The 24,845-nt window shown below is 40.0% G+C and carries 25 protein-coding genes; 7 read left to right on the top strand and 18 right to left on the bottom strand.

The genetic code is table 11. The features are described from left to right. Window positions 1-54: 54 nt before the first annotated feature. On the bottom strand, window positions 55-1,410 hold the full coding sequence (gene mgtE / locus CS931_RS11880) for a magnesium transporter (RefSeq protein ID WP_099206106.1): 1,356 nt from the start codon (window positions 1,408-1,410) through the stop codon (window positions 55-57). 422 nt (window positions 1,411-1,832) lie between these two features. On the opposite strand from mgtE, the gene CS931_RS11875 reads away from it, so the two are divergent. The 4 genes from CS931_RS11875 to CS931_RS11860 all read left to right on the top strand — a co-directional run bounded on the left by CS931_RS11875 (window position 1,833) and on the right by CS931_RS11860 (window position 5,246). Beyond that, a complete protein-coding gene (locus tag CS931_RS11875; RefSeq protein ID WP_099206105.1) occupies window positions 1,833-2,744 on the top strand; it encodes an RluA family pseudouridine synthase in 912 nt (303 codons plus the stop codon). Between the two features lie 124 nt (window positions 2,745-2,868). Next, window positions 2,869-3,714 (top strand): transporter substrate-binding domain-containing protein, encoded by an 846-nt coding sequence (locus tag CS931_RS11870; protein WP_099206104.1) that lies wholly within the window; start codon window positions 2,869-2,871, stop codon window positions 3,712-3,714. 82 nt (window positions 3,715-3,796) lie between these two features. Beyond that, a complete protein-coding gene (locus CS931_RS11865) occupies window positions 3,797-4,522 on the top strand; it encodes an amino acid ABC transporter permease (protein ID WP_099206103.1) in 726 nt (241 codons plus the stop codon). Continuing rightward, a complete protein-coding gene (locus tag CS931_RS11860) occupies window positions 4,509-5,246 on the top strand; it encodes an amino acid ABC transporter ATP-binding protein (protein WP_099206102.1) in 738 nt (245 codons plus the stop codon). Before CS931_RS11865 ends, CS931_RS11860 begins: the two co-directional genes overlap by 14 nt. A gap of 144 nt (window positions 5,247-5,390) precedes the next feature. On the opposite strand, the gene CS931_RS11855 is transcribed toward CS931_RS11860, so the two are convergent. Continuing rightward, window positions 5,391-5,972: a helix-turn-helix domain-containing protein gene (locus CS931_RS11855; RefSeq protein WP_099206101.1), complete on the bottom strand. Its 582-nt coding sequence runs from the start codon at window positions 5,970-5,972 to the stop codon at window positions 5,391-5,393. A gap of 207 nt (window positions 5,973-6,179) precedes the next feature. Here CS931_RS11855 and rpsT point away from each other — a divergent pair, with 207 nt between their 5' ends. Together rpsT and CS931_RS12740 are read left to right on the top strand one after the other, a co-directional pair. Continuing rightward, the gene (rpsT, locus tag CS931_RS11850) at window positions 6,180-6,440 is read left to right on the top strand and encodes a 30S ribosomal protein S20 (protein WP_099206100.1); all 261 of its coding nucleotides are present in this window, start codon (window positions 6,180-6,182) and stop codon (window positions 6,438-6,440) included. A 218-nt stretch (window positions 6,441-6,658) separates the two neighbouring features. Further along, complete coding sequence (locus CS931_RS12740) at window positions 6,659-6,811, top strand: hypothetical protein (RefSeq protein ID WP_159459831.1); 153 nt, start codon at window positions 6,659-6,661, stop codon at window positions 6,809-6,811. 41 nt (window positions 6,812-6,852) lie between these two features. Here the strand turns inward: CS931_RS12740 and CS931_RS11845 are convergent, their stop codons facing one another. The 5 genes from CS931_RS11845 to CS931_RS11825 all read right to left on the bottom strand — a co-directional run bounded on the left by CS931_RS11845 (window position 6,853) and on the right by CS931_RS11825 (window position 11,331). Beyond that, on the bottom strand, window positions 6,853-7,287 hold the full coding sequence (locus CS931_RS11845) for a hypothetical protein (RefSeq protein WP_099206099.1): 435 nt from the start codon (window positions 7,285-7,287) through the stop codon (window positions 6,853-6,855). A 200-nt stretch (window positions 7,288-7,487) separates the two neighbouring features. Continuing rightward, window positions 7,488-8,273, bottom strand: a complete 786-nt coding sequence (locus CS931_RS11840) for a TIGR03943 family putative permease subunit (protein ID WP_242964986.1) — start codon at window positions 8,271-8,273, stop codon at window positions 7,488-7,490. A gap of 3 nt (window positions 8,274-8,276) precedes the next feature. Beyond that, on the bottom strand, window positions 8,277-9,869 hold the full coding sequence (locus tag CS931_RS11835; protein ID WP_099206098.1) for a permease: 1,593 nt from the start codon (window positions 9,867-9,869) through the stop codon (window positions 8,277-8,279). 6 nt (window positions 9,870-9,875) lie between these two features. Beyond that, entirely contained in the window at window positions 9,876-10,901 is a 1,026-nt protein-coding gene (locus tag CS931_RS11830) for a CobW family GTP-binding protein (RefSeq protein ID WP_099206097.1), read from the bottom strand. 19 nt (window positions 10,902-10,920) lie between these two features. Then, window positions 10,921-11,331 carry a Fur family transcriptional regulator gene (locus CS931_RS11825; protein WP_099206096.1) on the bottom strand — a complete coding sequence of 137 codons (411 nt, stop codon included), beginning with the start codon at window positions 11,329-11,331 and terminating at the stop codon, window positions 10,921-10,923. A 304-nt stretch (window positions 11,332-11,635) separates the two neighbouring features. Between CS931_RS11825 and CS931_RS13100 the strand changes: the two genes are divergently transcribed. Continuing rightward, window positions 11,636-12,919: an exosporium glycoprotein BclB-related protein gene (locus CS931_RS13100; RefSeq protein WP_099206095.1), complete on the top strand. Its 1,284-nt coding sequence runs from the start codon at window positions 11,636-11,638 to the stop codon at window positions 12,917-12,919. Window positions 12,920-13,161: 242 nt separating this feature from the next. Here the strand turns inward: CS931_RS13100 and CS931_RS11815 are convergent, their stop codons facing one another. The 11 genes from CS931_RS11815 to CS931_RS11765 all read right to left on the bottom strand — a co-directional run bounded on the left by CS931_RS11815 (window position 13,162) and on the right by CS931_RS11765 (window position 24,824). Continuing rightward, a complete protein-coding gene (locus CS931_RS11815; protein ID WP_143826255.1) occupies window positions 13,162-13,386 on the bottom strand; it encodes a hypothetical protein in 225 nt (74 codons plus the stop codon). A 47-nt stretch (window positions 13,387-13,433) separates the two neighbouring features. After that, window positions 13,434-13,667, bottom strand: a complete 234-nt coding sequence (locus tag CS931_RS11810) for a Nif11-like leader peptide family RiPP precursor (RefSeq protein ID WP_159459830.1) — start codon at window positions 13,665-13,667, stop codon at window positions 13,434-13,436. A gap of 72 nt (window positions 13,668-13,739) precedes the next feature. Next, a complete protein-coding gene (locus tag CS931_RS11805; protein WP_099206092.1) occupies window positions 13,740-13,967 on the bottom strand; it encodes a Nif11-like leader peptide family RiPP precursor in 228 nt (75 codons plus the stop codon). Between the two features lie 50 nt (window positions 13,968-14,017). Next, complete coding sequence (locus tag CS931_RS11800; RefSeq protein WP_099206091.1) at window positions 14,018-16,201, bottom strand: ATP-binding cassette domain-containing protein; 2,184 nt, start codon at window positions 16,199-16,201, stop codon at window positions 14,018-14,020. 15 nt (window positions 16,202-16,216) lie between these two features. Further along, window positions 16,217-18,397, bottom strand: a complete 2,181-nt coding sequence (locus CS931_RS11795; RefSeq protein WP_099206090.1) for an NHLP family bacteriocin export ABC transporter peptidase/permease/ATPase subunit — start codon at window positions 18,395-18,397, stop codon at window positions 16,217-16,219. A 9-nt stretch (window positions 18,398-18,406) separates the two neighbouring features. After that, complete coding sequence (locus CS931_RS11790; RefSeq protein ID WP_099206089.1) at window positions 18,407-18,889, bottom strand: hypothetical protein; 483 nt, start codon at window positions 18,887-18,889, stop codon at window positions 18,407-18,409. Between the two features lie 20 nt (window positions 18,890-18,909). Then, window positions 18,910-20,859 (bottom strand): ATP-binding SpoIIE family protein phosphatase, encoded by a 1,950-nt coding sequence (locus CS931_RS11785; protein ID WP_099206088.1) that lies wholly within the window; start codon window positions 20,857-20,859, stop codon window positions 18,910-18,912. 18 nt (window positions 20,860-20,877) lie between these two features. Further along, window positions 20,878-21,177: an STAS domain-containing protein gene (locus tag CS931_RS11780; protein ID WP_099206087.1), complete on the bottom strand. Its 300-nt coding sequence runs from the start codon at window positions 21,175-21,177 to the stop codon at window positions 20,878-20,880. Between the two features lie 206 nt (window positions 21,178-21,383). Further along, on the bottom strand, window positions 21,384-22,202 hold the full coding sequence (locus tag CS931_RS11775; RefSeq protein WP_099206086.1) for a MerR family transcriptional regulator: 819 nt from the start codon (window positions 22,200-22,202) through the stop codon (window positions 21,384-21,386). 217 nt (window positions 22,203-22,419) lie between these two features. Beyond that, entirely contained in the window at window positions 22,420-23,556 is a 1,137-nt protein-coding gene (locus tag CS931_RS11770; protein ID WP_099206085.1) for an amidohydrolase, read from the bottom strand. 86 nt (window positions 23,557-23,642) lie between these two features. After that, window positions 23,643-24,824: a mandelate racemase/muconate lactonizing enzyme family protein gene (locus CS931_RS11765; RefSeq protein ID WP_099206084.1), complete on the bottom strand. Its 1,182-nt coding sequence runs from the start codon at window positions 24,822-24,824 to the stop codon at window positions 23,643-23,645. Window positions 24,825-24,845: the final 21 nt, after the last annotated feature.

Raw genomic sequence — 24,845 nt, 5'->3', positions numbered from 1 at the left:
AAAGTAAATATTCTCCTTGCCTCAACAGCAAAGAGAATATCCAAATTTTACATTTTAGATTCCAAGCAATAGACCGGCAATCGTAAAATAGACAACCAAGGTGCTTGCATCAACAATCGTTGTAATCAGTGGTGCTGCCATCAAGGCAGGGTCAATATGCACTACATTGGCAACCATGGGCAAAACACCTCCCATAATTTTGGAAAGAATAACCGTAGCAATCATAGCAAGTGAAACAGTCAATGAAACCAGTGTGTTTCCGGGATAAAAAATAAGCATACGCGCAAAATTCACGGCCGCCAGCGGAACGGCCACAATCAAAGCCACTCTGAGTTCTTTCCAAATCACTGACCAAAAATTACGAAAAGTTAGGTCGCCAAGAGCCATACTGCGAATCACCATAGTGCTCGCCTGACTGCCAGCATTACCGCCTGTAGAGGTCAGCATAGGAATAAATGTGACTAGCAGCGGAATCGCATCGAAGGCTTTTTCATAGTGCCCTAAAATACTGCCTGTCACCATACCGCTCACCATGAGCACCAATAACCAAGGAAGACGATTGCGGGCAATAGAAAGGACACTGCTTTTGGAATAAGGCTTTTCACTGGGTGCGATACCCGCCATTCTTTCAATATCTTCTGTCGTCTCTTCTTGCAAAACGTCAACCGCATCATCCACGGTGACAATACCGACCAAACGGTTTTCGGCATCCACTACCGGCAAAGACATCAGGTCATATTTCATTAGCATGTTGGCAGCGACTTCTTGGTCTTCTGTTGTAATAACAGAGATAACTTCAGTTTCCATAATGTCATCTATCAGCTGTCCATCATAGGCAAGAAGAAGGTCTTTTACGGTTACAACGCCTTCTAAAACGCGGGTAGAATCAATCACATAACATGTATAAATCGTTTCACGATCTTCGCCTGTTCGGCGAATGCGCTTAATCGCATCTTCTACTGACATGCCCTTTTTTAAATCAGTATATTCAGCCGTCATTATGCTACCGGCTGAATTTTCAGGATAGCGAAAAAACTGGTTAATCAAACTCCGAGTTTGTTTAGACGAGTTTTGCAGCACACGTTTGACTAAGTGAGCTGGAAATTCCTCCAACATGTCAACCGCATCGTCCACTGCCAAATCTTCTATAATGTCGGCAATTTCACGGTCAGAAACCGCTGATATAATGGCTTGCTGTGTATCGGCGTCAAGTTCTGCAAATACATCCACCTCTTGGTCTTTCGGCAATGTACGAAACGTGAGGGTCGCTTGTTCCGCTGAAAGCTGACTGATAAAATGAGCAAGGTCAACAGGGTTCAATCCGTCTAAAGCCTGCCTAAGTGCGTGGTACTCCTGTTTTTCCAATAAAATCTGCCAAGATTCAATCATGTTTTCATCCAGCAAATTCATCCCCTCCTTCACCTTGTCATTTCATTGCTATTGCACTGATTCTCATATAATAATCATGCTTATGAATTTAGCATTTATCCAAAAATGGATTCGCTAACTAAAAGCCTTCTTTCTATAGCCTGTCCCCATTCTCTATCTTGTTTTACTATACTTAAAATTATCACACAAACAGCAATTTAATTTTTTAATTTATACCTAATATTATACTAGAAATGACCGACAAGTCAATCTTTCTCGTTTTTGTCTGCTGTAAATTTCTTGTTTAATTTATGCAAAACTTATGAAAATATTTAAAGACAGAATATAACTGTTGAATTGGTTCTTTCTTTTTATGTGTGTTATACTAAAGAAAATATTGTCTTCACTATTATTGTTAAATACAAGAAAACAGCTGTTATAATTTTTGCTTTTCAGGAGGTTTCATGCGGAAGTTACAATTTAAAGTTCCACAAGAATATGACGGAAATTCTATTAAATCCTTTTTAAGAGGTTATTGTGGTTTATCCGCACGGCTCATGGTAAAGTTAAAACGTGTCCCTTTAGGTATTACCCGAAACGGTCTTCACGCCAAAGTCATTGAACCATTAACAACAGGCGACATTGTAACAATATACATTCCCGATGACGATAAAAAGACCACTCCCGTTTCAATTCCTCTCACTATTTTATATGAAGATGATGACATTCTGGTGATTGACAAGCTCGCTGATATGCCTATGTACCCTACCCCCGGCCACGACTGTGATAGCTTGGCCAATGCCGTGGCCGCCTATTATCTCGCACACAACTTACATTTGGCTTTTCGCCCTTTATATCGCTTAGATAAAGATACTACCGGCATTGTTGTTCTGGCTAAAAACGCCTATGCAGCGGCTGCTTTATCACAACAGATTCAGAAAAAATATGTAGCTATCTGTGAAGGTCTTTGGGAGGGAGAAGGAACGATATCTCAACCAATTCGCCGAAAAGAAGGGCACAGAATTGAACGTGAAGTACACCCTTTAGGGGAACAAGCTATCACACATTATCACGTCTTATCAAACAGTTTCTCCTACAGTTTGGTTGAATTCAAACTCGAAACAGGAAGAACACACCAAATTAGAGTGCATATGTCTTTTCTGGGTCATCCTCTCGCCGGAGATGATTTTTACGGAGGTTCTTTAAACCATATTGCCAGACAAGCTCTTCATTGTTGGTTTATGCAATTGATACACCCTGTCACAAAAGAACCGATGATTTTTACAAGCCTGCTGCCAACAGATATGCAGCAGCTTTGCCAGACTGCCAAACTGACATTTTGCTTAAAAAACCACGATAACGTTTGGATTGATTAAAGCAGTTTGTATAAAAGTAGAGTTTTGTTATAAATATACTTGAAATATGAATATTTATGCGCTATAATACAAACAACATAAATTAAATCTATTCTTGGGGATAGGTAAAAGGGGTTTAAAAATTATGAAAAAAATAGCAGCTTTATTCTTATCCGCTGTCATGGTGCTTTCTTTAGGCGCTTGCCAAAGTAAAACAACCGAGGCTTCCTCTAACACAGACAGCACCGCTTCTACGGCAAACGAGCAAAGTGCCGAGACCGCTACTTTAGATACAATCAAAGCAGATGGTTATATAACTCTTGCCACTAACGCAGAATTTGAGCCATTTGAATTTAAAGACGGCGACGGCTATATGGGCATTGACATCGAAATTTCGAAAAAAATCGCAGAAAAACTTGGCGTAGAACTGCAAGTGCACGACATTGCTTTTGATACCGTTATTGCAGAAGTACAATCAGGCAAAGCAAACTTTGCTGCTGCCGGCATTACCGTGAACGAAGACAGAAAGAAAAATGTTGATTTCTCTGAAACTTATTTTAATGCCAACCAATCCGTTATTGTATTGGCTGACAGTGAAATTAAAGTGCCTGCCGATTTAAGCGGTAAAAAAGTGGGCGTACAGCAAGGAACAACCGGTGATGTATACTGCACCAACGAAGACGGCACCAGTGAAGTGACAAACATCGAAGTGCAGCGTTATAATAAAGGTGTTGATGCCGTTACTGATTTGATAAACGGAAGATTAGACGCCGTTGTTATTGATGATTTCCCTGCCACTAAATTTGTGGAGAAAAATTCTGACAAAATCCAGAAACTCTCTGACACACTGACTGTTGAAGAATATGCCATCGCTGTTAAAAAAGGCGACACTGCCATGTTGCAGGTGATTAATGAAGTTCTGAAAGAAATGAAAGATTCTGGCGAGCTTCAAACTGTTATTGATAGTTACGAGAACGTTCTAGTCGGCTAATTAATTGAACATTGAAATGGCCGGGGCGGCAATTTGTCTCCCCGCCTTTTCCTATTTTATCAGTTCATAAGAGGAGGAAAATATGGCTCACATACCCTTATCTGTTTTTTCTGCCGTGGGCGAAAAATTCTATGATGCCTTTATTTATAAAGACAGATGGAGATATATCACTGACGGTTTTGCACTCACCATTCTCATCACTTTGGTCGCCGTTGTTATCGGCACCATTTTGGGCACCATTGTTGCACTGATTAAGGTCGCTCATACCAATAATCCAAAAAAATTTAAGATTTCTAATGCAATCTGCAACTTATATTTAACTGTCATTCGTGGAACCCCCATTATGGTTCAGCTCTTAATTGTATACTCCATTGTCCTGCTGCCTTTTAAAGGGACAAGTTTGAATTTATACGCTTGTTTCATCGCTTTTGGCGTCAATTCGGGGGCTTATGTTGCTGAAATCATTCGAGGCGGCATTCAATCTATTGACCATGGGCAAATGGAAGCCGGGCGTTCTCTTGGCCTCAGCCAGCGCACAACGATGATTAAAATTATTTTTCCACAAGCACTCAAAAATGTTTTACCTGCCATCGGCAATGAATTCATCGCTCTGCTAAAAGAGACCGCTATTGCCGGTTATATCGGTGTGCAAGACATGACAAAAGGCGGCGATATCATCCGCAGTATTACTTATGACCCTTATACTTCTCTGCTTTCTATTGCAGCTGTTTATTTACTCATTGTAATGCTCTTCACTCATTTGCTAACTCGATTGGAAAGGAGGCTGCGTAAAGGTGATCAACGTTAAAAATTTGCAAAAAACATTTCATAATGCCGGCGGTGACGTTTCTGTTCTGAATGGCATTGACCAGACCATTGAAAAAGGCGAAAAAGTAGTCATTATCGGGCCTTCCGGTTCGGGAAAAAGTACTTTTCTGCGTTGTTTAAACTTGTTGGAAACCCCTACAGGCGGTGAAATTTGGTTTCAAGATACACAGGTCAATTCTGCTAAAGTAAACATTGACCAGCTACGTCAAAAAATGGGCATGGTCTTTCAGCACTTTAATCTGTTTCCTCATTTAACTATATTAAAAAACATTACGCTTGCTCCTGTTTCTCTCAAACTTCAAACAGAAGAAGAAGCTACCGAAAAAGCTATGAAGCTTTTAGAACGTGTTGGCCTTGCTGATAAAGCACAATCTTACCCTGTTCAGCTTTCTGGCGGTCAAAAACAGCGTATCGCCATTGTTCGTGCTTTGGCGATGAACCCCGAAGTTATGCTGTTTGATGAACCTACCAGCGCTCTCGACCCTGAAATGGTCGGTGAGGTACTCGAAGTAATGAAAGAACTGGCTGATGACGGCATGACCATGGTGGTTGTCACGCATGAAATGGGCTTTGCAAGAGAAGTAGCCACCCGTGTGTTATTCATGGACGGCGGTCAGGTTTTAGAAGAAGGCTCGCCAAAAGAATTTTTTGGCAACCCCAAAAATCCTCGCTTAAAAGACTTTTTATCAAAAGTTCTTCACTAAGTCACAGATATATTCACCTTTTATCTATACCTATTAAAAAGTGGGAGACCATCATAAAAGATGATCTCCCACTTTTTGATATATTTTCTTTATTGTTACTTCACAAAGCTTAGCTTAAATTATTTTTTTGGTATTAGTAAAATACTATTTTTGCACCCATAAACCATGTTGACTGCAAGCAAAATAGAATTTACCTCCACTCAATTTAGGAATTCTGACTTCTGCCCCTTGCTCGGGGTAAAGTCTAACCAAAAGTACTTTATCATAGGTGACACAAGCTACAAACTGCAAATAATGTTCTTTGTTCATAGGGTGTGTAAATGTAATATAGTGGTCATTCTCTATCGATTCAAACTGTAAGTTGTGTTCTTCATCACTTGGTTTGGGTGTCAGTGCTGTCAGTTTTCTGCCACAGCAAGAGACCTCTGTTTCTGCCGTCGCTGTAATTACATTTCCACAATCGGGGCAAACGTAAAATTTTATTCTTTTCATATTTCCTCCGTCTACGCGGTTTTGATTTAAATCTCCCAGCAAAATTTTTTCAATATTTACTTGCAACGCCTGTGATAACTGCGGCAAGAGTGATACATCCGGACAACCAAGTCCGCACTCCCATTTGGAGATTGTTTTGTCGCTGATATTCAATTGATGAGCTAGCTGTTTTTGCGTCATATGCCGCTCTTTTCTAAGCTTAAAAATCAGATTTCCTACCTTACTGCAATCCATAATCTTTGCCTCCCTATCGACAGTATATCTGTTTCAGATTCTTTTTTCAATCCACGTCCCGTAGAGCTAGTATGCTTATAAATCCATTCTTTGGCATTCTTTTAAATTGAAGTGAAAACTATGTCATAAAATCAAAAAAAACTTGCAATTACAGGCTCTTTATGCTATGATTATGTTTGCATGATTCAGAGTCAAGGAGGTGTGACTATGCCTAATATTAAATCTTCTAAAAAGCGTGTTAAGGTGACAACAGTAAAAAGCGCACAGAATAAAACAGTTCGTACAGATTTAAGAACTGAAATCAAAAAAGCGAATATCGCTCTTGAGAATAGTGCCGAAGATAAAACAAATGCTGTTCGCGTTGCCATCAAGAAAATTGACAAAGCTGTTGCAAAGGGAATTCTTCACAAAAATACAGCAGCCCGTAAGAAGTCAGCCCTTGATAAAAAACTTGCAGCTGGTGCTTAATTGTCTGTAAAGTTTTCATAAACGTATTTAAAAAGCAGAGCATGTTTATTTAACGATAGCTCTGTTTTTTTATTTTTATTTTATGTCTTATTTATCTTACAATTTTCTGAACAAATTGTTTTGATTTTCTTACTTAGGTTGACTTTTTTTTCTATGACAGGTATCATATAGTTATAGTGCAGCATAATAAACAGAGAATCACTTTGGAGGTGCTTGTCATGAAAAAAGGAAACAAACTTGCCCTTTTTATTGGATTTATTGCAACTGTGGCCGCTGTGATTGCCGCCGCTTCGGCTGTTCTTTTATATCTTGATCATAAGAAACAAGACGACGAAGAGATGGATCGTTATTTAGACAGCGTTATTCAATAAAAAGCAACGGCATAGAACATTCTATGCCGCTTTTTTATGCTCTAAAGAGCACTATCTTTCCTCTTTTTCTGTTTTTTTCTTCCTAAATAAATAGAAATAGCAAGTCCTGAAACAAGAAAAATCACTAGCGTGTTCATCCATATTTGAAATCCCGGATGACTTTGAAGCTGATACTGCTGCTCTGCGGTCATGGCTTCTGTTATTTTAGCCATGTTTTTGTTTCTTATGTAGTCACCCAAAAATTGTCCTGCAAAAACGCCTACAAAATTACCCGCTGACAATGGAATAGAAAATTTTAATTTGCCTATGGCTGTCAACCAAAATACAGCAACCCATAAATAAGAATAATAGTGGTCGGCTGTCCATTCAAAAAAATATAAATCTTTAAACACTGTTTGAGACAACAGCATGAGTATCACAAATGGAACCAATAGCAGAAAAGCTGCCCCTAGGTTTTCTTGTTTAAATTTTTTCATTATTCTCCTCGTGTAAGCATCTTCTAGAATTTTAATATTCTATATAGCATTATAGCAAAAAGTATAATTTTAATCAATTCTGATTTTTATTTGTTTAGCATGGCAAATATGTATTATACATTTTAATAATATCATAGTAAAAAAACACTTGGCATACAGAAAATATGCCAAGTGTTTTTTATGTGCTATACAGACATTACTTAATAGGACGGATAAATATAACCCTCTACTGGTTCTGTGGGGGTCACTTTGTTCACTAAAAGTTTAGGTTCACGATAGCCTTCTCCCTCTTTAATATCCAAAATTGCTTCTACTGTTACCCATGAACCTTCCTCTAATGCAGCTGCCTTCTCATAAGTCGCACGCATACCGGTAGGTACTAAATCGGCTATACAACAAGACATCATTAAGCGTGCCGGTACAAATTCATTGTCCTCTAAAAGTTCTGAATCCGTAAAAACATAACCTGTCATAGTAACAGTGTAGCCCTTAAATTCATCCATCCGGTTATATATTTCTGTCATCCACATGGAAAAATCTTTATCAGAAACCGTAATTGTTTTATTTTCTTTATCTAGGCCAGGCATTTCATCTATTTCAGCTCTTTCTGACGGCGAAATACCTAGCGTGCCGCTATCTAACGGTCGAGAAACACCTCCCATGGTATTGGCCGTCGCAAAATCTCCTGATAGATTGCCCCCGTCAACTGTTGTCTGCGGCAAAGAAATCATCAGAAGGGTAGGAATCAGAATGACCAAGCAGTGCATAGCTCTCACTTTATATTGCGGACGCATCAAACGCCAAAAAGACAAGGCAATCCAAAACCCCATGACAACTACAGAAAAAATTAGGTAGGGCATCATTTTGGGGGTGATATAGGAGAGATATTTTCCGCTGGCAAGAAACCATATCACTGTACCAGAAAAGAGAAAATAGCAGACCATCTCTAAGCAAATCTGCGCATTTATTTTTTTCGACTTTACCACGCTTTACATCCCTCCTATACGATAGAATGCGAGTATTACGACAAAACAAACCGACGCAATGACAAGCAAGAGTTTTCCGATAAATTTCTTTGAAAATCCCGAAGAAAGCATCATCACATTTTTGATATCAATCATAGCACCAAATACCAAAAAGCCCATGATTCCTCCCATAGGAAATTGATTGGCAAAACTTCTGGCAATAACAGCATCAGAAGAAGAACATAGGGAGAGTATAAAGGCGACAATCATCATAATAAGCAATGATATTGCAAGGCCACCAGCTCCTTGCATGGTCGTGAAGACTTTTGAACCCATCACCTGAAAAATCGAAGCTAATAATGTTCCAATTACAAGATATTTACCTACATTAAAAAATTCAGCTTGCGCGTGGTGCAAAAACAACTCCAATTTTCCTGTCAATCCAGATACATTCTCTGCCCCGTTGTAACAACCGCAGTTGCACATAACCCCGTCAACCTGTGTACTGGAAATCAAGGCTTCTTTATGATTTTTTTGCACGGCTCCCATAATGAGTCCAATGATAACTGCTGCAATCATACCAAAACCTACTCGCTGAAAGACAATCGAAATATCTCCCCCAAATGCATAATAAGTCGACAACATCACAACAGGATTGATCACAGGCGCGGCAGTCATAAAAGTAATGGCAACGGGAAGTGGCACGCCTTTTTTCACTAGACTTTTAAAAATGGGAATGGAAGCACAATCGCAAACCGGCAGACAAAATCCACCTACTAAAGCAACTAATATGCCTAAAGGGAGAGATTTAGGGAATTTTTCTTCAATCCATTTTCTAGGTATAAAAACTTGAATAGCTGACGATAGCAAAACGCCAATCATTAAGAAAGGAATAGCTTGTAAGATAATCCCTAAAAAAACATTTCCAATCGCTGCTACGGGAATCTTGATAGATTCTAGCACCGGTTTTGCCAAGAAAGACAAAACAATTCCCCAAAGCACGACCAAGAAAAAAACATCAATTGGATTTTCTTTTTTCCGTATTGTTTTTTTATAGAGGTGACTCTCATTTCCTTTTTGCGCTTCTTCTATATTGACATTGGGGTTCACTTCTCGAAGAAGACGTACTACTTTTTTTCTGGTTTCTTTAGAAGAGTTGTTTCGCAGAACAATTAAATCACTGTTTGCAATTTGCTCTGGTAAAGATTCTCCTGTTCTCCCCAGCAAATATTCAATTTTTTCTGCATTACAGATATGGAGCACTTTTTCTATCTTGCATAGTTTACGCAATTGTGGCTGCAAAAAAAGATTATGTAACTGTGAAAAAGGTATCATGCCGTTCCATTCAATCCATACTCTTTGCCAATTTTCTTTATTTTCTTCTATTGCCTCACAGACTGCCTTGCTCGTTTCTTCTGGTCTGTTTTCTAAATCTCTTTTAGAGAATACTTTCACAACGCAATCCGGATTACTTACTGAAATTTCTTCTTCTCCGCTTTCAAACTGAATTAATAGATTTTCATGAAACATCTCCTCTCTCTCATTTAACATTTGATTGAGAAAAGTTGTTTTACCCGCATCTAAAAATCCAGTCACGATATAAACAGGAATACTCATTCTGCCTTACTCCTTACCAAACTGTCGTATCAGCTTTTCTTTATTGAGGTTTTGCCCAATCACACACAAACTATCGCCGGCAATTTCTGATTTTGTTACATTAAATTCACCGGCCACATATTGTATATTGACATAGCCACTTTGGGAAGGAACAATGCCTTTAGCCCGTAAAATCTCACCGCTTTCTCTCGTTTGCAAGTTTGCTAGCTGTTGCTCCCATTCTTCTACCGTAAAAAGCTGCTCTACTTTTATCGTAATGGTTTCAAACACTTCTTCTGCACCATGATAATGATGACAATGGCAGTTTTCTCCATGCTCATGGTGACAGTGCTCGTGTTCATCGTGCTGGTGTGTGTGTTCAGGATGACAGCAAACCGACTCCTCTCCAGGTGAATCATTATGATGAGAATGAGTAACCTTTGCTGACTCTGTTTCTTTCTTCTCAATATCTACTGACAAAATATCTTCTACTGCAATTCTTTCCCATACTTTTGAAAAAAAACTAGCCTGCGGATTCAATTCTTTGATGAATCTCTCTGCTTCGACCATTTGATTCGGAGAATCACCACTTCGGCTTAACATAATTGTATCTGCATGCTTGATTTGATCTTCAAAGAATTCACCAAAATTGTCAAAATAGCGCCTGTATCGTTTACTATCAACTACCGTTATCGCTCTCTTAAGCTGTGCTCGATTCTCAAGGCACAAATCCGTGCAAGCCGTTATAATATCAGACAATTTTCCCACACCCGAAGGTTCAATAATTATATTCTGTGGTTCGAAATTTTCAATCAATTCATCTAACGCTTTCACAAAATCTCCTGACAAACTACAGCAGATACAGCCCGCATTAATCTCTTTTACTTCCACTCCACTCGATTTCAGTAGCGAAGAATCCACACCAATCTCCCCAAAATCATTTTCAATTAGAGCTGTTTTCTGACCGATAAAGGCTTCTTGCAATATTTTTTGAATTAGTGTTGTTTTTCCTGCTCCTAAAAACCCTGAAATAATATATATATTTGCTTTCATTGTTATTCCACCTTCTCTTTCATTTAGCATGTGACGAGCAAGCTTCACAATAGCCATAAACCTCGATACTATGCCCTAAAACCTGAAATCCCGTCTCAGAAATAGTCGGCACAAAATCTTGCATAGGGCAATTTACTATCGAAATCATTTTGTGGCATTTCAAGCATACTGCGTAGTGTTTATGATGAAATCGATTTTTTTCATACAGAATTGTTTCACTTCCCGGCCTAGAAACTCGAAAGATAAGTCCTTTCTCCTCCAATAACTCTAAAATGCGATATACCGTAGAGAGATTGATGTTCTCGTTTTTATCTTGAATTAAATCATAAATTTCTACAGCACTCATGGGTCTATCTATATTTTCTAGCGCCGTTAAAACATATTCTCGCTGCTTTGTTTTTTTTAGGCCAACTGGCCAGCTTTGAAGCATATCCTATATCCCATTCCTATATTTATATTTTACTTTATCGATGCCATAACCTAGATGCAAATGAATTGCATTTAGGTTATTTTATCCTTATCTTTAAAATTTGTCAACTTCTGGTTCTATTCTGCAATGCTGAATCTTGTGTATGCCTCTAAATAAATATTTTACTCTCATTTAGAACCTAAAACAAAAAACAACATACACTGTTATAGGTTACGTCTTATTGACTATCCCCTAAAAAACAAACAAGCTCTCTTATACTTTTCAATCATTTCTTAAAAAATAGACTTTAAGAAAGGAATATACTATGAATTATTTTAATGGAAAAGAAAATACTTCTTTTGATTCTCAAAAAAGTAATTGCTATCAATGCACAGACGGTTCTATTTCTCCCACTTACCCACGCCGTCCATGCTGTCCAACTCCCCCGCAACCTTGCTATATTATAGGAGCAACAGGGCCTACCGGTGCAACAGGACCACAAGGAATTCCCGGACCACAAGGAATTCAGGGCCCACAGGGTTCTACTGGCCTAAGTGCTTATGAATTGGCCGTATCACAAGGCTTTACAGGTACACTTGCACAATGGTTAGACTCTCTTGAAGGTGATACCGGAGCCACTGGTCCTACTGGCGCAACAGGCCCTAGTGGAGGTGCAACCGGCCCTACTGGTGCTACTGGATCTACAGGTACAACTGGTCCCAATGGAATTACTGGCCCCACTGGTGTCACTGGACCTACTGGCCCAATGGGACTTACAGGACCTGACGGCGGTTCTACCGGTGCAACAGGCGCTACTGGTGCTACCGGTGTCACTGGACCCACAGGTTTACAAGGACCTACAGGTATTGCTGGTCCCACCGGAGCTACCGGAGCTACTGGTATTGCAGGCCCCACTGGTCTTGCTGGCGCAACCGGACCCACCGGTGTTGCAGGTCCTACTGGTGCTGCAGGCGCAACCGGCGTAACTGGTCCTACCGGGGTCACTGGTCCAACTGGCGCTACTGGCCCTACCGGCGTAACTGGTCCTACCGGAATTGGAATAACCGGACCTACGGGTTCAGGTGCTGGCTCTATTATTCCATTCTCATCAGGTACACCTATTACTATGACTTCTTTGGCAGGAGGTTTAGCTGGTTTACCCAGCTTCATCGGATTTGGTTCTAACGCTCCTGGTTTAGAGGCATTTGATTCTACCATTAACCTTGAAGGTACCGCTTTAGGCGCTAATTTAAACTATGCTTTTTCTATTCCCAGAAATGGAACCATTACTTCTCTACAAGCATTCTTTAGCGTTACAGCTGCTGTTGGTGTAGGCATTGGCAACTATGCTATACACGCGCTGTTATATGTCTCACCAAGCCCTTCTACAAATACTTTCTATTCCATACCTTCTAGTCAAGTTATCTTGGCTCCTTCTTTCCCTGGAATTGGAATTTCCTTAGGCGATATCGCCACAGGCAGTGCAGCTTTGAATATTCCCGTTACAGCTGGTGATCGCTTGTTGCTGATGTTCTTCATTGAACCGCCTTCACTTGCAGTAGCCTCCACTATAACTGGATATGCTAGTGCGGGATTAACAATCGAATAATCTTTTGACATTATCTTGTTATAAAAACCCCCTCGTAAGATTTTACATTTCTTACGGGGGGCTTTTTGCTGTCAGATATTTTTGGACTTACAATTTTATCTTTATTTTTCTATATAAGAGTGTTTATTGGCTTGCTTCCTAATTTTCACGTGCATTCAATTGCATACCATTAAAATATTGACTGCCTTTTGTTGAAAAGACAGTCAGTATTTTTGAATCTATTTTACAACTAGTTTTTACTCTTATTCATAGCTATTGTTACCTATCAGACCACGTGTTGAAAAGCCTCCGCTGACGTCTTCTAATAGTTCATCTGGCAATTCACTTGCAATTTCTAAAGCTACCTGTGCATCTAAAGTAAGTTTAAGATTGCTTGCAAAAGCTTGTATTTCTTCTGCTTTTGTGAACGTATTTAAAGTCTTTTTCTGCTCTGCGTCCAATTGCTCATAGAATTCATTTTTAGTCATAATTTTCCGCCCTTCTTTATTTTGAAGTAATATTTCGTCTTGTACCATTAGATAAATTTCTTTTTGTCACCAAATGGGTGAAACGTATAGTGACTTACTCCGCCAGAAACTTCATCTAAGTTTTGATCTGATAATTCATTTAATGCTGACAATATTTCTTTTTCATCTAAGTCAAAACCTAATTGTTTGGCAAAATTTAAAATTTCTTCTGCCGTAGAGAGCTTGCCGAACTCCATCTTTTGTTCCTCTGTCAATTTCTGAATAAAATCTTGTCTATTCATATCCATTTCTCCTTTCATTTTAAACTGTATTTGTATGAAAGCCGTGTTTCTGCGAATGACTTCGCATTCTCTTTAATCTAGAGTTGGCATGCGAATGTCAGGGCGTGCAATCTTACGCCCTCCCGACACATTCTCCAAATCTTGATCCGGCAATTCCTTTAAAACAGAAAGTAAAGATTCCTCGTCTAAGTCAAAGCCTAGCTGCTTAGCAAATGCTAACCTTTCTTCTGCTTTAGAGAGCTTCTCAAACTGCGATTTTTGCTCTTCTGTCAGGTTTTGTACAAAATCTTTAATACTCATATAAATCTCCCTTTTATTATTTTAATATCGAGATAAAAAGTTCTACAATGTTAGTTTTTTATTCTCTGTCTTTCCGCAAGCTCTGCAAAAAGCCCATTTTTTTGTATCAATTCTTCGTAATAGCCATCCTCTACTATCTCTCCCTTATCCAAAACAAGAATGCGATCACACGCCTGAATGGTTGAGAGTCTGTGTGCAATAACAATTCTGGTACATTTTAACTTTGCCAAAGAATCGGATACCGTTTTTTGCGTCAAGTTGTCTAAAGCACTGGTGGCTTCATCAAACAGCAATAATCTTGGCTTTGAGGCAATTGCTCTAGCTATCATAATTCTCTGACGCTGTCCGCCTGAAATCCCTCCGCTTCCTTCAGAAATCAGTGTACGCATTCCCATTGGCATTGCTTGAATATCTTCGGCTACACCGGCAAGCTCTGCTGCTTGCCATGCTTCTTCCATCGTAAGCCATGGAGAAGATACCGCAATGTTAGCGTAAATATCCCCTTGAAACAGCTTACCGTCCTGTAAAACCACCCCTATCTTTTGCCTTAGCGATTTTAAGTTTAAGGAAGAAATATCTCTTCCGTCATAATAGATTGCTCCACGATTGGCTGTTTCCAGTCCCAGTAAAAGCCGAAGTAACGTTGATTTACCACATCCCGTTTTTCCTACTATTGCTATGTACTGACCTGCACGAATCTTTACAGATAAGTCGTTTAGGACAAACGGCATATTTTCTTGATAGCGGAAGGATACATTATTAAGTTCAATCGAGCCTGTCAGCCTGGTTACCGCCTTTTTTTCGGAAGAAACTTCTGGAGCTGTCGTTAAAATCGGTTCTATCATTTCCAGCATAGAAGGAACATCTGCAAAAAGAAACGCTGATTCAGAAAACGAGAGAAAAGCAGCATTTACGGTGCTATAGGCAGCATAAAAAACCATATATCCTGCGGGTTCCATACGAGTTTTTACAGAAAGATAGTAGAGTAATGCCATGCCCACCAAGCTAACCGCAACTGGCAGTACCGTATGTAATTTAAGAAACATGGGTGGGTTATAGCGTAGCTTTGCGATATCTTTAAACGAATTTGCCCATTTTGCCATAGCCCGCTTTTCGGCACCTGCTAACTTTAATTTTTGCACCCCTGATAGTAGCGAAAATTCAAGTCCGCTTTGTCTGGCCGCAAAAGGCATATATTTCTTTTGCAAATTCATTCGCAGATACATCGAAATAATAGCAAGCAAAAATTGAGCAAGCAAAATCAGAAAAGTTACTAATGTCAAATCGGGAAAAAAACTAAAAATCTGCACGAGATAAACCAAAGAAAATACAACAGAAAAGACCGATGTAAGAAGAAAATCCGTTAAGCGTTCACATAATTTTTGTGCAATGCCAATTCGCTCTGCGAGCTCACCGGCACTGTACCGTTTAAAAAATGCTGTCGGCAATGATAGAATTTTCATCATGACAGCTGACTCTGCCGTTATTTTCAACTGAATCATTACTCTGCTTTTCACAAAGGCTTTTAGCATATCTATCGCTGCTGAACCCATAATCGCACAAAGAAAAATAACAAAGACAGGTAGTAACGTCATGGCTTGTCCAGTGGGAACAACTCCGTTAAAGATAGTATTGTTTATGAAAGGAAAAACCAACCCTAAAATCATTACAACTAGCGTTGCGGTACCCATCATTACAATATCCATGACAGAAAGAGTTTTAAATAAAAAAGTCAAAAACTCTTTGCTGCTCATTCCCTTTGATGGCAAAGCACGATAAAAGCAAATGGCTTGCTTGTCAATTTGATCTGCCAGTTTTCTGGTAACATCAATCCATTTTCGGCTATTCTCCTCTCTAATCTGATAGCCGCCACCCCTTTTAGCAATGAATGCCATTGGTTCACCTGTTTGGTTTCTGCCAATCATAGGCAAAATTCCATCTTGATACCAAGTTTCTTCTAATGAAACTTCTCGGTACAAAATGCCATGGGGGTCTAAATAATAAGAAAGCTGCTCTTGCACATCTCGAAATTTTTGATCTGTCTCTATTTCTTTAATTTGATAATATTGCAAAATTTGGCGAATCGCATCTCTATTTTTCTGCAAACCATCTTTGTCAAATTCATGAAAGACGCTTTTGCCTGTTACAGCAGATGACAGCTCTGCAAATGCCTCTGCAAAACGGTTATCGTCACTCTTGATTCGTTCTTTAATTTGCTCATCAAACCAGCCCATAACCGCTTCACCCTCTCATTCATTCGATACCAATGCTTTGTAATATTTGTTGCTTTGATACAGTTCCTTATGCGTCCCTCGTCCCACAATGCTACCTTTATCCATAACAATAATTTCATCGCAATCACGAATTGCTGATAGCCTATGGGCAATCATTACACAGGTTATACCTCTGTTGCGAATCGCTTTTACCACTTCATATTCGGTCTGTGCATCAAGGGCACTGGTTGCCTCGTCCATAATTACCAATGTCGGGTCGCCTGCCAACACTCTGGCAATTTCCAATCTCTGGCGTTCGCCTCCGGAAAGATTCTTACCACCCTCTAAAAGCTTCGCCCTGTATCCACCCTCACGCTTTATGATTTCTTCATGAAGCTGTGCATCACGGGCCGCCAAAATCATCTCATAATCTTCAATGGAACTATCCCACATCTTGATATTGGCTGAAATTGTGTCTTCAAACAAAATAATATCTTGGTCGACAACCGCCACCGAACCGGTGAAAATTTCACGAGAGATTTCTTGTATATGGTTTCCATCAAATAAAATGCTACCTTCCCATGGCTGATAAAGACCTGCAATAAGCTTGGCTAATGTAGATTTTCCACAACCAGAAGCTCCCACGACAGCCACACTGTTTCCGCTTTTTAAAGATAGGCTAAATTCTTCTATCAAAGGTTTTTCTAACTTTGAATACCCAAAAGTTACTCTCTCAATCATTAAATTACCTGAAAGCTTTTGGTAAGATGTCTTTTGTTTTGCCTCTTGTTTATGATAAATAACGTCAGTTGGGTATTTTCTGACATCTTCTATGCGTTCTATATCCGTGCGCATTTCTTGTATACTCTGCCCTGCTTCTACCAAACGTTTGGCTGGCGCACTAAAAGCCGTAACAAAAGCTTGAAATGCTAGAATCATACCAATGGTAAATTCCCCTCTGATCATCAGGAGCGCACCTAAAAATAAAACCAGTGCATTCATGATTGATAAAATAACAGTTGGCAATGCGCCTAAATATTGATTCAGTCCCATATATCGTACATCCGCTGCATTCACAGCGGCACGATAGCCGGACCATCGTTTAAAAAAGCTTTGCTCTGCTCCACTGGCTTTGATAGTCTCAATCATTTCAATGCCTGAAATCGTAACACTTGCCAGTTTGCCTTTATCCCGCTGCTGTGCCCTTGTGATATTGACACGCCTGGCCGAAATTACTCTTGCCAAAAGCAAATGCAGTGTCATTGACACAACAACCACACCCGTTAAGAGAACACTGTATCTAACCATAATAAACAGATAAATTAATAACAAGCCAAAATCAAGAAGCAAAGGAGCAACTTGATAGATGAGCGTAGCTATGCTTTTTTCGTTAGAAGAAGCACGCTCCTGAATATCTCCCGCCATCCGCTGCGAAAAAAATTCCATAGGCAGACAGAATACATGCCATAAAAAAGCTGCGTTGGCGGTTATGGCAATCTTGCCTTCCATTTTCAAGCTATACACAGCACGAATCATCAGCACTATAATCTGAATTGCAGCAAGTGCTAAAAAACTTGCCAAAAAATAAACGAGCCAATCCGGTTTTTTCTCAGTTAGCAGTCGATCCATTAAAATTCGTGAAAAGCCCGGAAATAAAAGTCCCATTAAAACACCCAGTACAGCTGTCAGCAAGACAAAGGCAAAAGCATCTTTTGCTCCACGTAAGCTCTCTTTAACAAACGGCACAACAGAATATGGTTTACCCTCTTTCTGAAAATCCTCTGTGATATCAAATTGCAGGCAAATACCGGTAAAGCATTCATCAAACTTTTGCATACTTACTTTAATACTACCCAGAGCAGGGTCATTCAGATAGGCGTATTTGCCTTTGAACCCGCAAAGCACTACAAAATGATTTAGATTCCAGTGAAGGATGCAAGGAAATTTACCCGCACGCCTCAACTCTTCAGGCTCATATCGATAGCCTTTTGCCAAAAGCTGATAATTTCTTGCTGCTTTTAAAATATTTAGTGCCTTTGAACCGTCACGAGAAACACCACAGTCTTTCCTCACTTGCTCCAGCGGAAGCCATTTTCCAAAGTAGCCCAATATCATCGCTAAACAGGCAGCTCCGCACTCTAAAGCTTCCATTTGCATAATCATCGGTACTTTTATTTTTTCTGTTTTAATTTTTATCTTGCGCTGGACTGCCACCATATCGACTCCTTAATTCAGCAAAAAAGAAATAGGTCGAACTGTTTCTGTTGTTAAAATAATTTCATGAAGTCCATCTTTTACGCCATTTGCTAGTATTTTGATTTCTAGATTCCATTCTTGTGCCGCCAATGTGTCAACGATATAATCTTCTGAATATTTCAATGCTATTTCTGCTTGTGAAAGAGGCGTTTCTGAAACGGAAATCAATTCTCCTTTAGATTCTCCAATTGAAACAGACACCCTGTCTGTTATCTCCTCTGCCTGTTTAGGCGAAAGATAACAGACAATTTCCCCATTCTTGGCATACCCCATCGTAGTAATGGTAGTGGGTAGTTCTCCAAAAAAGCACCAAATGATGAGGGCAACCAGCATTGTTAAAACAAAAAACAGGATGAGCCAAACGCCAGGTGAAGCTACCTTGATATACTGACTCAGTTCATCTGGCGAGGATATTTTCTGTAAGCTTTTTTCTCTAAAAATCGGCTTATCCATCTATTCTACCGCTACCTTTCTCATCTTTTCTTTTTAACCGTCAGCCTATTTTTCCCTTCAGAATAGGCATATTCCACGATATCCATGCTCTTTTTAACGACAAGAATTCCCAGCCCGCCAATATTTCTTTCCTCCAACGGTGCTGTGATATCGGGTTCTTCCCTCTCTAAGGGATTGTATGCTTTTCCGTTATCTTCAAAAGAAATGCAGACTTCTTCGTCATTCACCAAGCAACGAATGACAGCTGAATCAGCACTGCTGTATTGCACAATGTTGGAGAAAATTTCATCGGCGGCCACTAAAACACGTCGAAGAATGGGCACAGGACAATTGCTATTCTCCAGAACCTGTTCTATAAAATCTGATACCACCGCGGTTTGCTCGGCTGATACTTTTGTTTCCAAAATCTCAGATAGTGCGTCCACTCTAAGTGCCAGCATCGTGATATCATCAGATTGCTCTACTCCCATCATAAACTTATCAAGTTCTGCTTTCATAGTCTGTAAAAGCTCTTCCAGGTTGTTTCCTTGTGTTTTATCGACAAAGGACTTTAACTTTTCCTCTCCGAATAAATCGCCTTTCTTATCACAGGCTTCTGTCACGCCATCAGTATATAAAAGCAGTATATCTTCTTTTTTTAGAAAGATTTCATTGCAGCAATAGACAATATCTTCTCTCATACCCAGCATAATACTTCGTTTATACGTCTTGTAATCCAGATAGACGTAATCTTGTTTTGCTCTTTTCAGCAATGGAGGGTTATGCCCAGCGTTGGCAAAGCAGAGCTTTCCATTGTCAATTTGCAACACACCAAGCCAAGCGGTGACAAACATTTCAGCTTCATTATTTTCACAGAGATGGTTGTTTGCTTCAAACAATACTTCTTCAGGCTGTTTGCCAGTCAGTGTCAGATTTTTAAGCAGTGTTCTGGCTGTCATCATAAAAAGCGCCGCCGGAACACCTTTTCCTGAAACATCGGCTATCACAATGGCGAGATGATTTTCGTCAACAAAGAAAAAATCATAGAAGTCACCGCCAACTTCTTTTGCCGGCTCCATCATCGCATAAATATTAAATTCTTTTCTCTCCGGAAAAGCCGGAAAGGTACGAGGCAGCACAGACGCCTGAATATTTTTTGCCACATCTAACTCTGCCTTATTTTTTGCCGCTTCCGCTGAAAGTGACATTCCCCTAAAAATGGACCAATACATTAATATATAGGCCGAAATCAAGCAAACAAAAACTACTACATAAATAGTCGTATCCATCCAGCTGACAGAGGCAGGCCCAATACCAAATGTACTCAGTGTTGAAATCAAAAGAGCAAAGAGAACGCTTGAGAACACAGGAATTCGGATAAAACTGTCGATTCTGCCATCAGCTGTTTCGACCATTTTTTTGAGTCGGTGACAACAAAGTTTTTGATAGAGCAGGAAAACTGCCAACATACACAAAATCATTGATAATACAATAATCCAAAGCGAAGGCATAGCTTTTATGACACCGTCTACACTCTCACCGTAAAAAGGCAACAGAAACAACTGGCTAATGTACGAAGATATAATCGACACGACAAGCCCCGCTAAAACAGCCGTAAAAATCTTGGCTGATTTTTGCTGCGGATAAATCCATACACTGCCCCAAAACGATAAAAGAGTAGGAAAAAGCATGACAAGCGAATTGAAAAGAACATATAGAATGGTCACCATCAGTCGCAGCGCAGAGGTATTAACCCAAAATTCAGGCATAGTTGTTTTAATATAGACATCAATGGCATTCATGCCTAAGGTGACTGAAAATAAAGCCAATTGCATAACAGCAATTACCATAGTCCACTTTAAAAATCTCTTATACCTATCTGTTTTAGCGCCTAATGTAACTTCTAATATAGAAATACAGAAACCGCTTGTCAGTAAAAAATCTAACGCATCGCTAGCCGCTCTGTTCCAATCTAATATCTCTGTGAACATTCTCTGCCCCCTGTTTTATCATTCAATTGTCAGAATATCAACCAAGCCCGTCATTTCAAAAATATCCATGATATCTTCATTGACATGTCTTACAACCATACCACCTTGCCGGCGCATGACTTTTTCTGCTGACATAATCACACGAATCCCTGCCGATGACATATACTCCACCTTTGAGAAATCAAAAACCAGCTTTTCAACTTCATCTGTCACAGCATGTTTTAGCTCACCCTCTAATTGGGGAGCTGTTGTGGTGTCAATGCGGCCTTCTATTGATACCGTTAGCTGATTGCCTTCTTGTTTTTTTGACAGCTGCATTTCCATTCTCCTTTTGCATTTTATACAGAATTTTTCTTTTTTATTATTAATTAGTCTTATTATATAATAAAATGTCTATTTTTGGCAATGTAAGTTTTGTTCTTTTTTCTACTTATTTTGTTTTGTTTTTATTTTTAGGTACTGCGCATAAAAAAACCACCTGTTTAAACCAGGTGGTTTTTTATAGCAATCCTTGTTTTTAACCCTTATTTCTTTTTGACAGGGTAGCAAACTTCTGTGATATATTCATCCGGATTTTGTGTTTCGTGCGGGCTGACATGGTAGATGTTAAACATAGGACCATCAAACTCATAGCCATTGTCTGTCACCCAATTTGCCACAGCCTGATTAATCGCACCCATTTGCTCATAGCTGCCTTTGCAGGTAGCAGAAGCCACCACCACAGCAGGTTCCGTTTTAAACACAACATTTTCTGTGTTTTGATACGTCCCTTTTATGGTTTTTTGCACCTCAACATCAACATTTTCTTCTTTGTAATCAGTATCATGAAAGACAGCACTTGCATAACAGGTGTTGGCATCTTGAACATTCAGCGGACCTGTTTCTTGCATCAAAATGCCCCACAGCATGCCCTCTTGGTTATAAGACGGTATTACCTTTCTCACGCTTACTACTTTTCTTTCGGGAAATTCTTTTAAAACTACATTATATTTCATGATTGTTTCATCCTCTCTCAGTCGTTGGATTGTGCTTTCAAGCAGTCGCATACGACGAGCAATTTCTTCTGATTCTGCTGTTATCTCAGCTCGCTTCACAGCCAGAAATTCTGCCAAAGCTTCTGGATTATCATAGCTTTGCAAAATTTCTTTGATGACAGAGAGGCTAAATCCCATTTCTTTTAGAGCGGTGATTCGCCCTGCCGTCATGAGCTGCTCTTCTCCATAATGGCGGTATGCAGTAAAGTCGTCCACTCTTTTGGGAACCAGCAGTCCAATTTCGTCATAATGGCGCAGCATTCGTATGCTAATTCTTGACAGCTTTGAAAAATCTCCTATTTTCAGCATAATTGTACCCTCACATATGTGTTTTCTTGAGCTCATAATTTAGTATAAAGTATACCACAATGTGAGAGTCAACCATAATTTAATTTATTTTTAACAGCTATTTCTTTGGACTAATACATCAATTTCTTATAGGATGAACGAGGAGGTGTGTCAACAAAAAAAAGATTGAACTCTTCTTTGCAAAAGTCCAATCTTTTTTAAGAAATCTATTTTAGTGTTATTCATTTACGAGCATAATCGCATTGTTTACATAATATTGAACAGCCGTAGGCAAAGCCTCATCCCGTACCACAAAACTACTATGGTGCCAACCGGGTGCATTTTCATCCCCATTTGAGCCGACAAAAGCGAATACACCGGGAAGAATATGACTATATGTGGAAAAATCTTCGCCGCCATGAGAAGCAAGTGCTTCTACAACGTTTGCAAAGCTTTTGCTATTTTCAACTACCTTTTCAGTCAATGTTTTGTCATTGAACGTGACACCAGGACCGTCTAGCCATTCAATCTTGCTATTCACCCTAAGTGCTTTTGATAGGTTATCTACAATCTCTTCAAAACGCTGTTTAATCTGACTGCGTGTATCTGCATCAAAGGTGCGAATCGTGCCCTCAAAAAAACCATTATTGGGTAAAACATTCCATGTGTTGCCGGCGTGCACCTGCGTGACACTCAACACAGCTTCTTCTCTGGCACTGACGTTGCGTGATACAACCGTTTGCAGTTGTGCAATTAAAGCACTGATTGCGACAATTGTATCCACAGCTAAATGTGGTTCTGCGGCATGACCGCCCACACCTGCAACCGATACAACAAAATGGTCAACTGCCGCCATGATTCCGCCTGATTTGAGAGCAATTGTGCCCACAGGATAAGCCGGGTGGTTGTGGAATCCTAAAATAGCAGAAACCCCATCAAGATGTCCCGCTTTTACCACGTCACGAGAGCCAAACTCAACTTCTTCGGCTGGCTGAAAAACCAACCTTACGGCTCCGTTTAGGCTATCTTCACGCTGTTTGAGCTCATATGCCGCACCCAAAAGAGCGGTGGTATGAAAATCGTGTCCGCAGGCGTGCATAGTTCCTCTTTTTTCAGAGGCATATGGCAACCCTGTTTGTTCCTCAATCGGGAGTGCGTCGATGTCAGCACGCAAGGCGATGATTTTTCCTTTTTCAGGTTGACCAATTTGAGCAATTACGCCTGTTTTCAGCGGTGTTTCTAAAATCTCAATCCCCCAGCTTATTAGATTTTTTTTGATAAAATCAGTCGTTTCTACCTCTTGCCAAGAAAGCTCGGGTCGACTGTGTATCTTATGGCGTATAGCCACCAATTCTTGATAGAACTCTTCTTTCATTTCTTCACGCTCCTTTACAATGCGTTCTCTTATTCATTATATATCTATGAATCAATAAACTCTAGTTTTTTAAAATGTTATTTCTTTTATTGGTCAATAACCGAACCATCCACCGATACCCTTGTCTGCATATATCGTTTGGAATAGGGATATTTTTCAGCGGCATTTTCAGCTAAGCAAATGCCAAGGCCCGCTATGTCAGGTAGTTCCATAAATCCATCTTTGCAAGCAAAAGTACGGCTGACTACATCTTTCTTCCGCACGCCTTTTTCCACACCGGTAGAGCCATATCGTTCAGAAAGTGCCGGTTTATCATCTCCTGTATATTCAAACAAAGAAAAATTGGGGATAACCGCCGAAATTTGCAGACAAGCCGCTGTTGATACGGGGCTAAGCGGACTATGCGGAACAACCAAAACGTCCATTGCTTCTGCCAGTGCCGCAATTTTCTTTGCGGCTGTAATACCGCCCACCATACAAACATCAGGGCGAATATAAGCAACACCGTCACGCTTCATCAGCATGGCAAAATCTTGCAAGGAGTTGAACCGCTCTCCCGTTGCAATCGGAATATTGGTTTTTGCCGCAATCAAGGCAGTCGAATCAAAGTTATCCGGCGTTGTGGGGTCTTCTAAAAACATGGGCAATGCGCTCTCAATCTGCTTAGAAAAGCTGATTGCCTCTGCCGGATTCAATCGGCGGTGCAATTCAAGACACAAATCCACATCTCTGCCAACCGCTTCACGAAAGGCATAGACATTGTCGACTGCATCGCCAATCTTTTTGCTATATGGTTCAAAATAGGGTACAGAACGAGAGCTGTCTAAAAAGGGAGAAAGATGTCCGACGGCATTGAATCCCTCTTCTTTGGCTTCTTTCAAGTTGGCAACCACTTCTTCTAAGTTGCGGCCGCCCACATGATAATAAACCCTGGCCTTATCTCTCACCTTGCCTCCCAATAGCTCATAAACAGGGGCATCGTGGTACTTTCCTGCAATATCCCAAAGTGCAATATCCACAGCACTAAGTGCGCCCATTATTGCTGCTCCTCTGAAATGCCAGCAGCGATAGAGATATTGCCAGTGGTGTTCGATCTGCAACGGGTCTTTTCCAACGAGATATTCGCCAAACAAATCAATGGCTTCTTTAGAGGCATCTAAAAAACCCCATGCGCCTGATTCGCCAACCCCTTTAATGCCTGTATCGGTCGTAATCTCTACAAATAAATAGCGATTGACCAAAAGTGACTTCACTTCTGCTATCTTCATATTTACCCTCTTTATTTTCAC

The sequence above is a fragment of the Scatolibacter rhodanostii genome, assembly GCF_900197595.1.
GTDB lineage: Bacteria > Bacillota > Clostridia > Oscillospirales > Acutalibacteraceae > Scatolibacter > Scatolibacter rhodanostii.
Note: the sequence above shows the minus strand (reverse complement) of the source record. Positions and strands in the feature narration are given on the sequence as shown.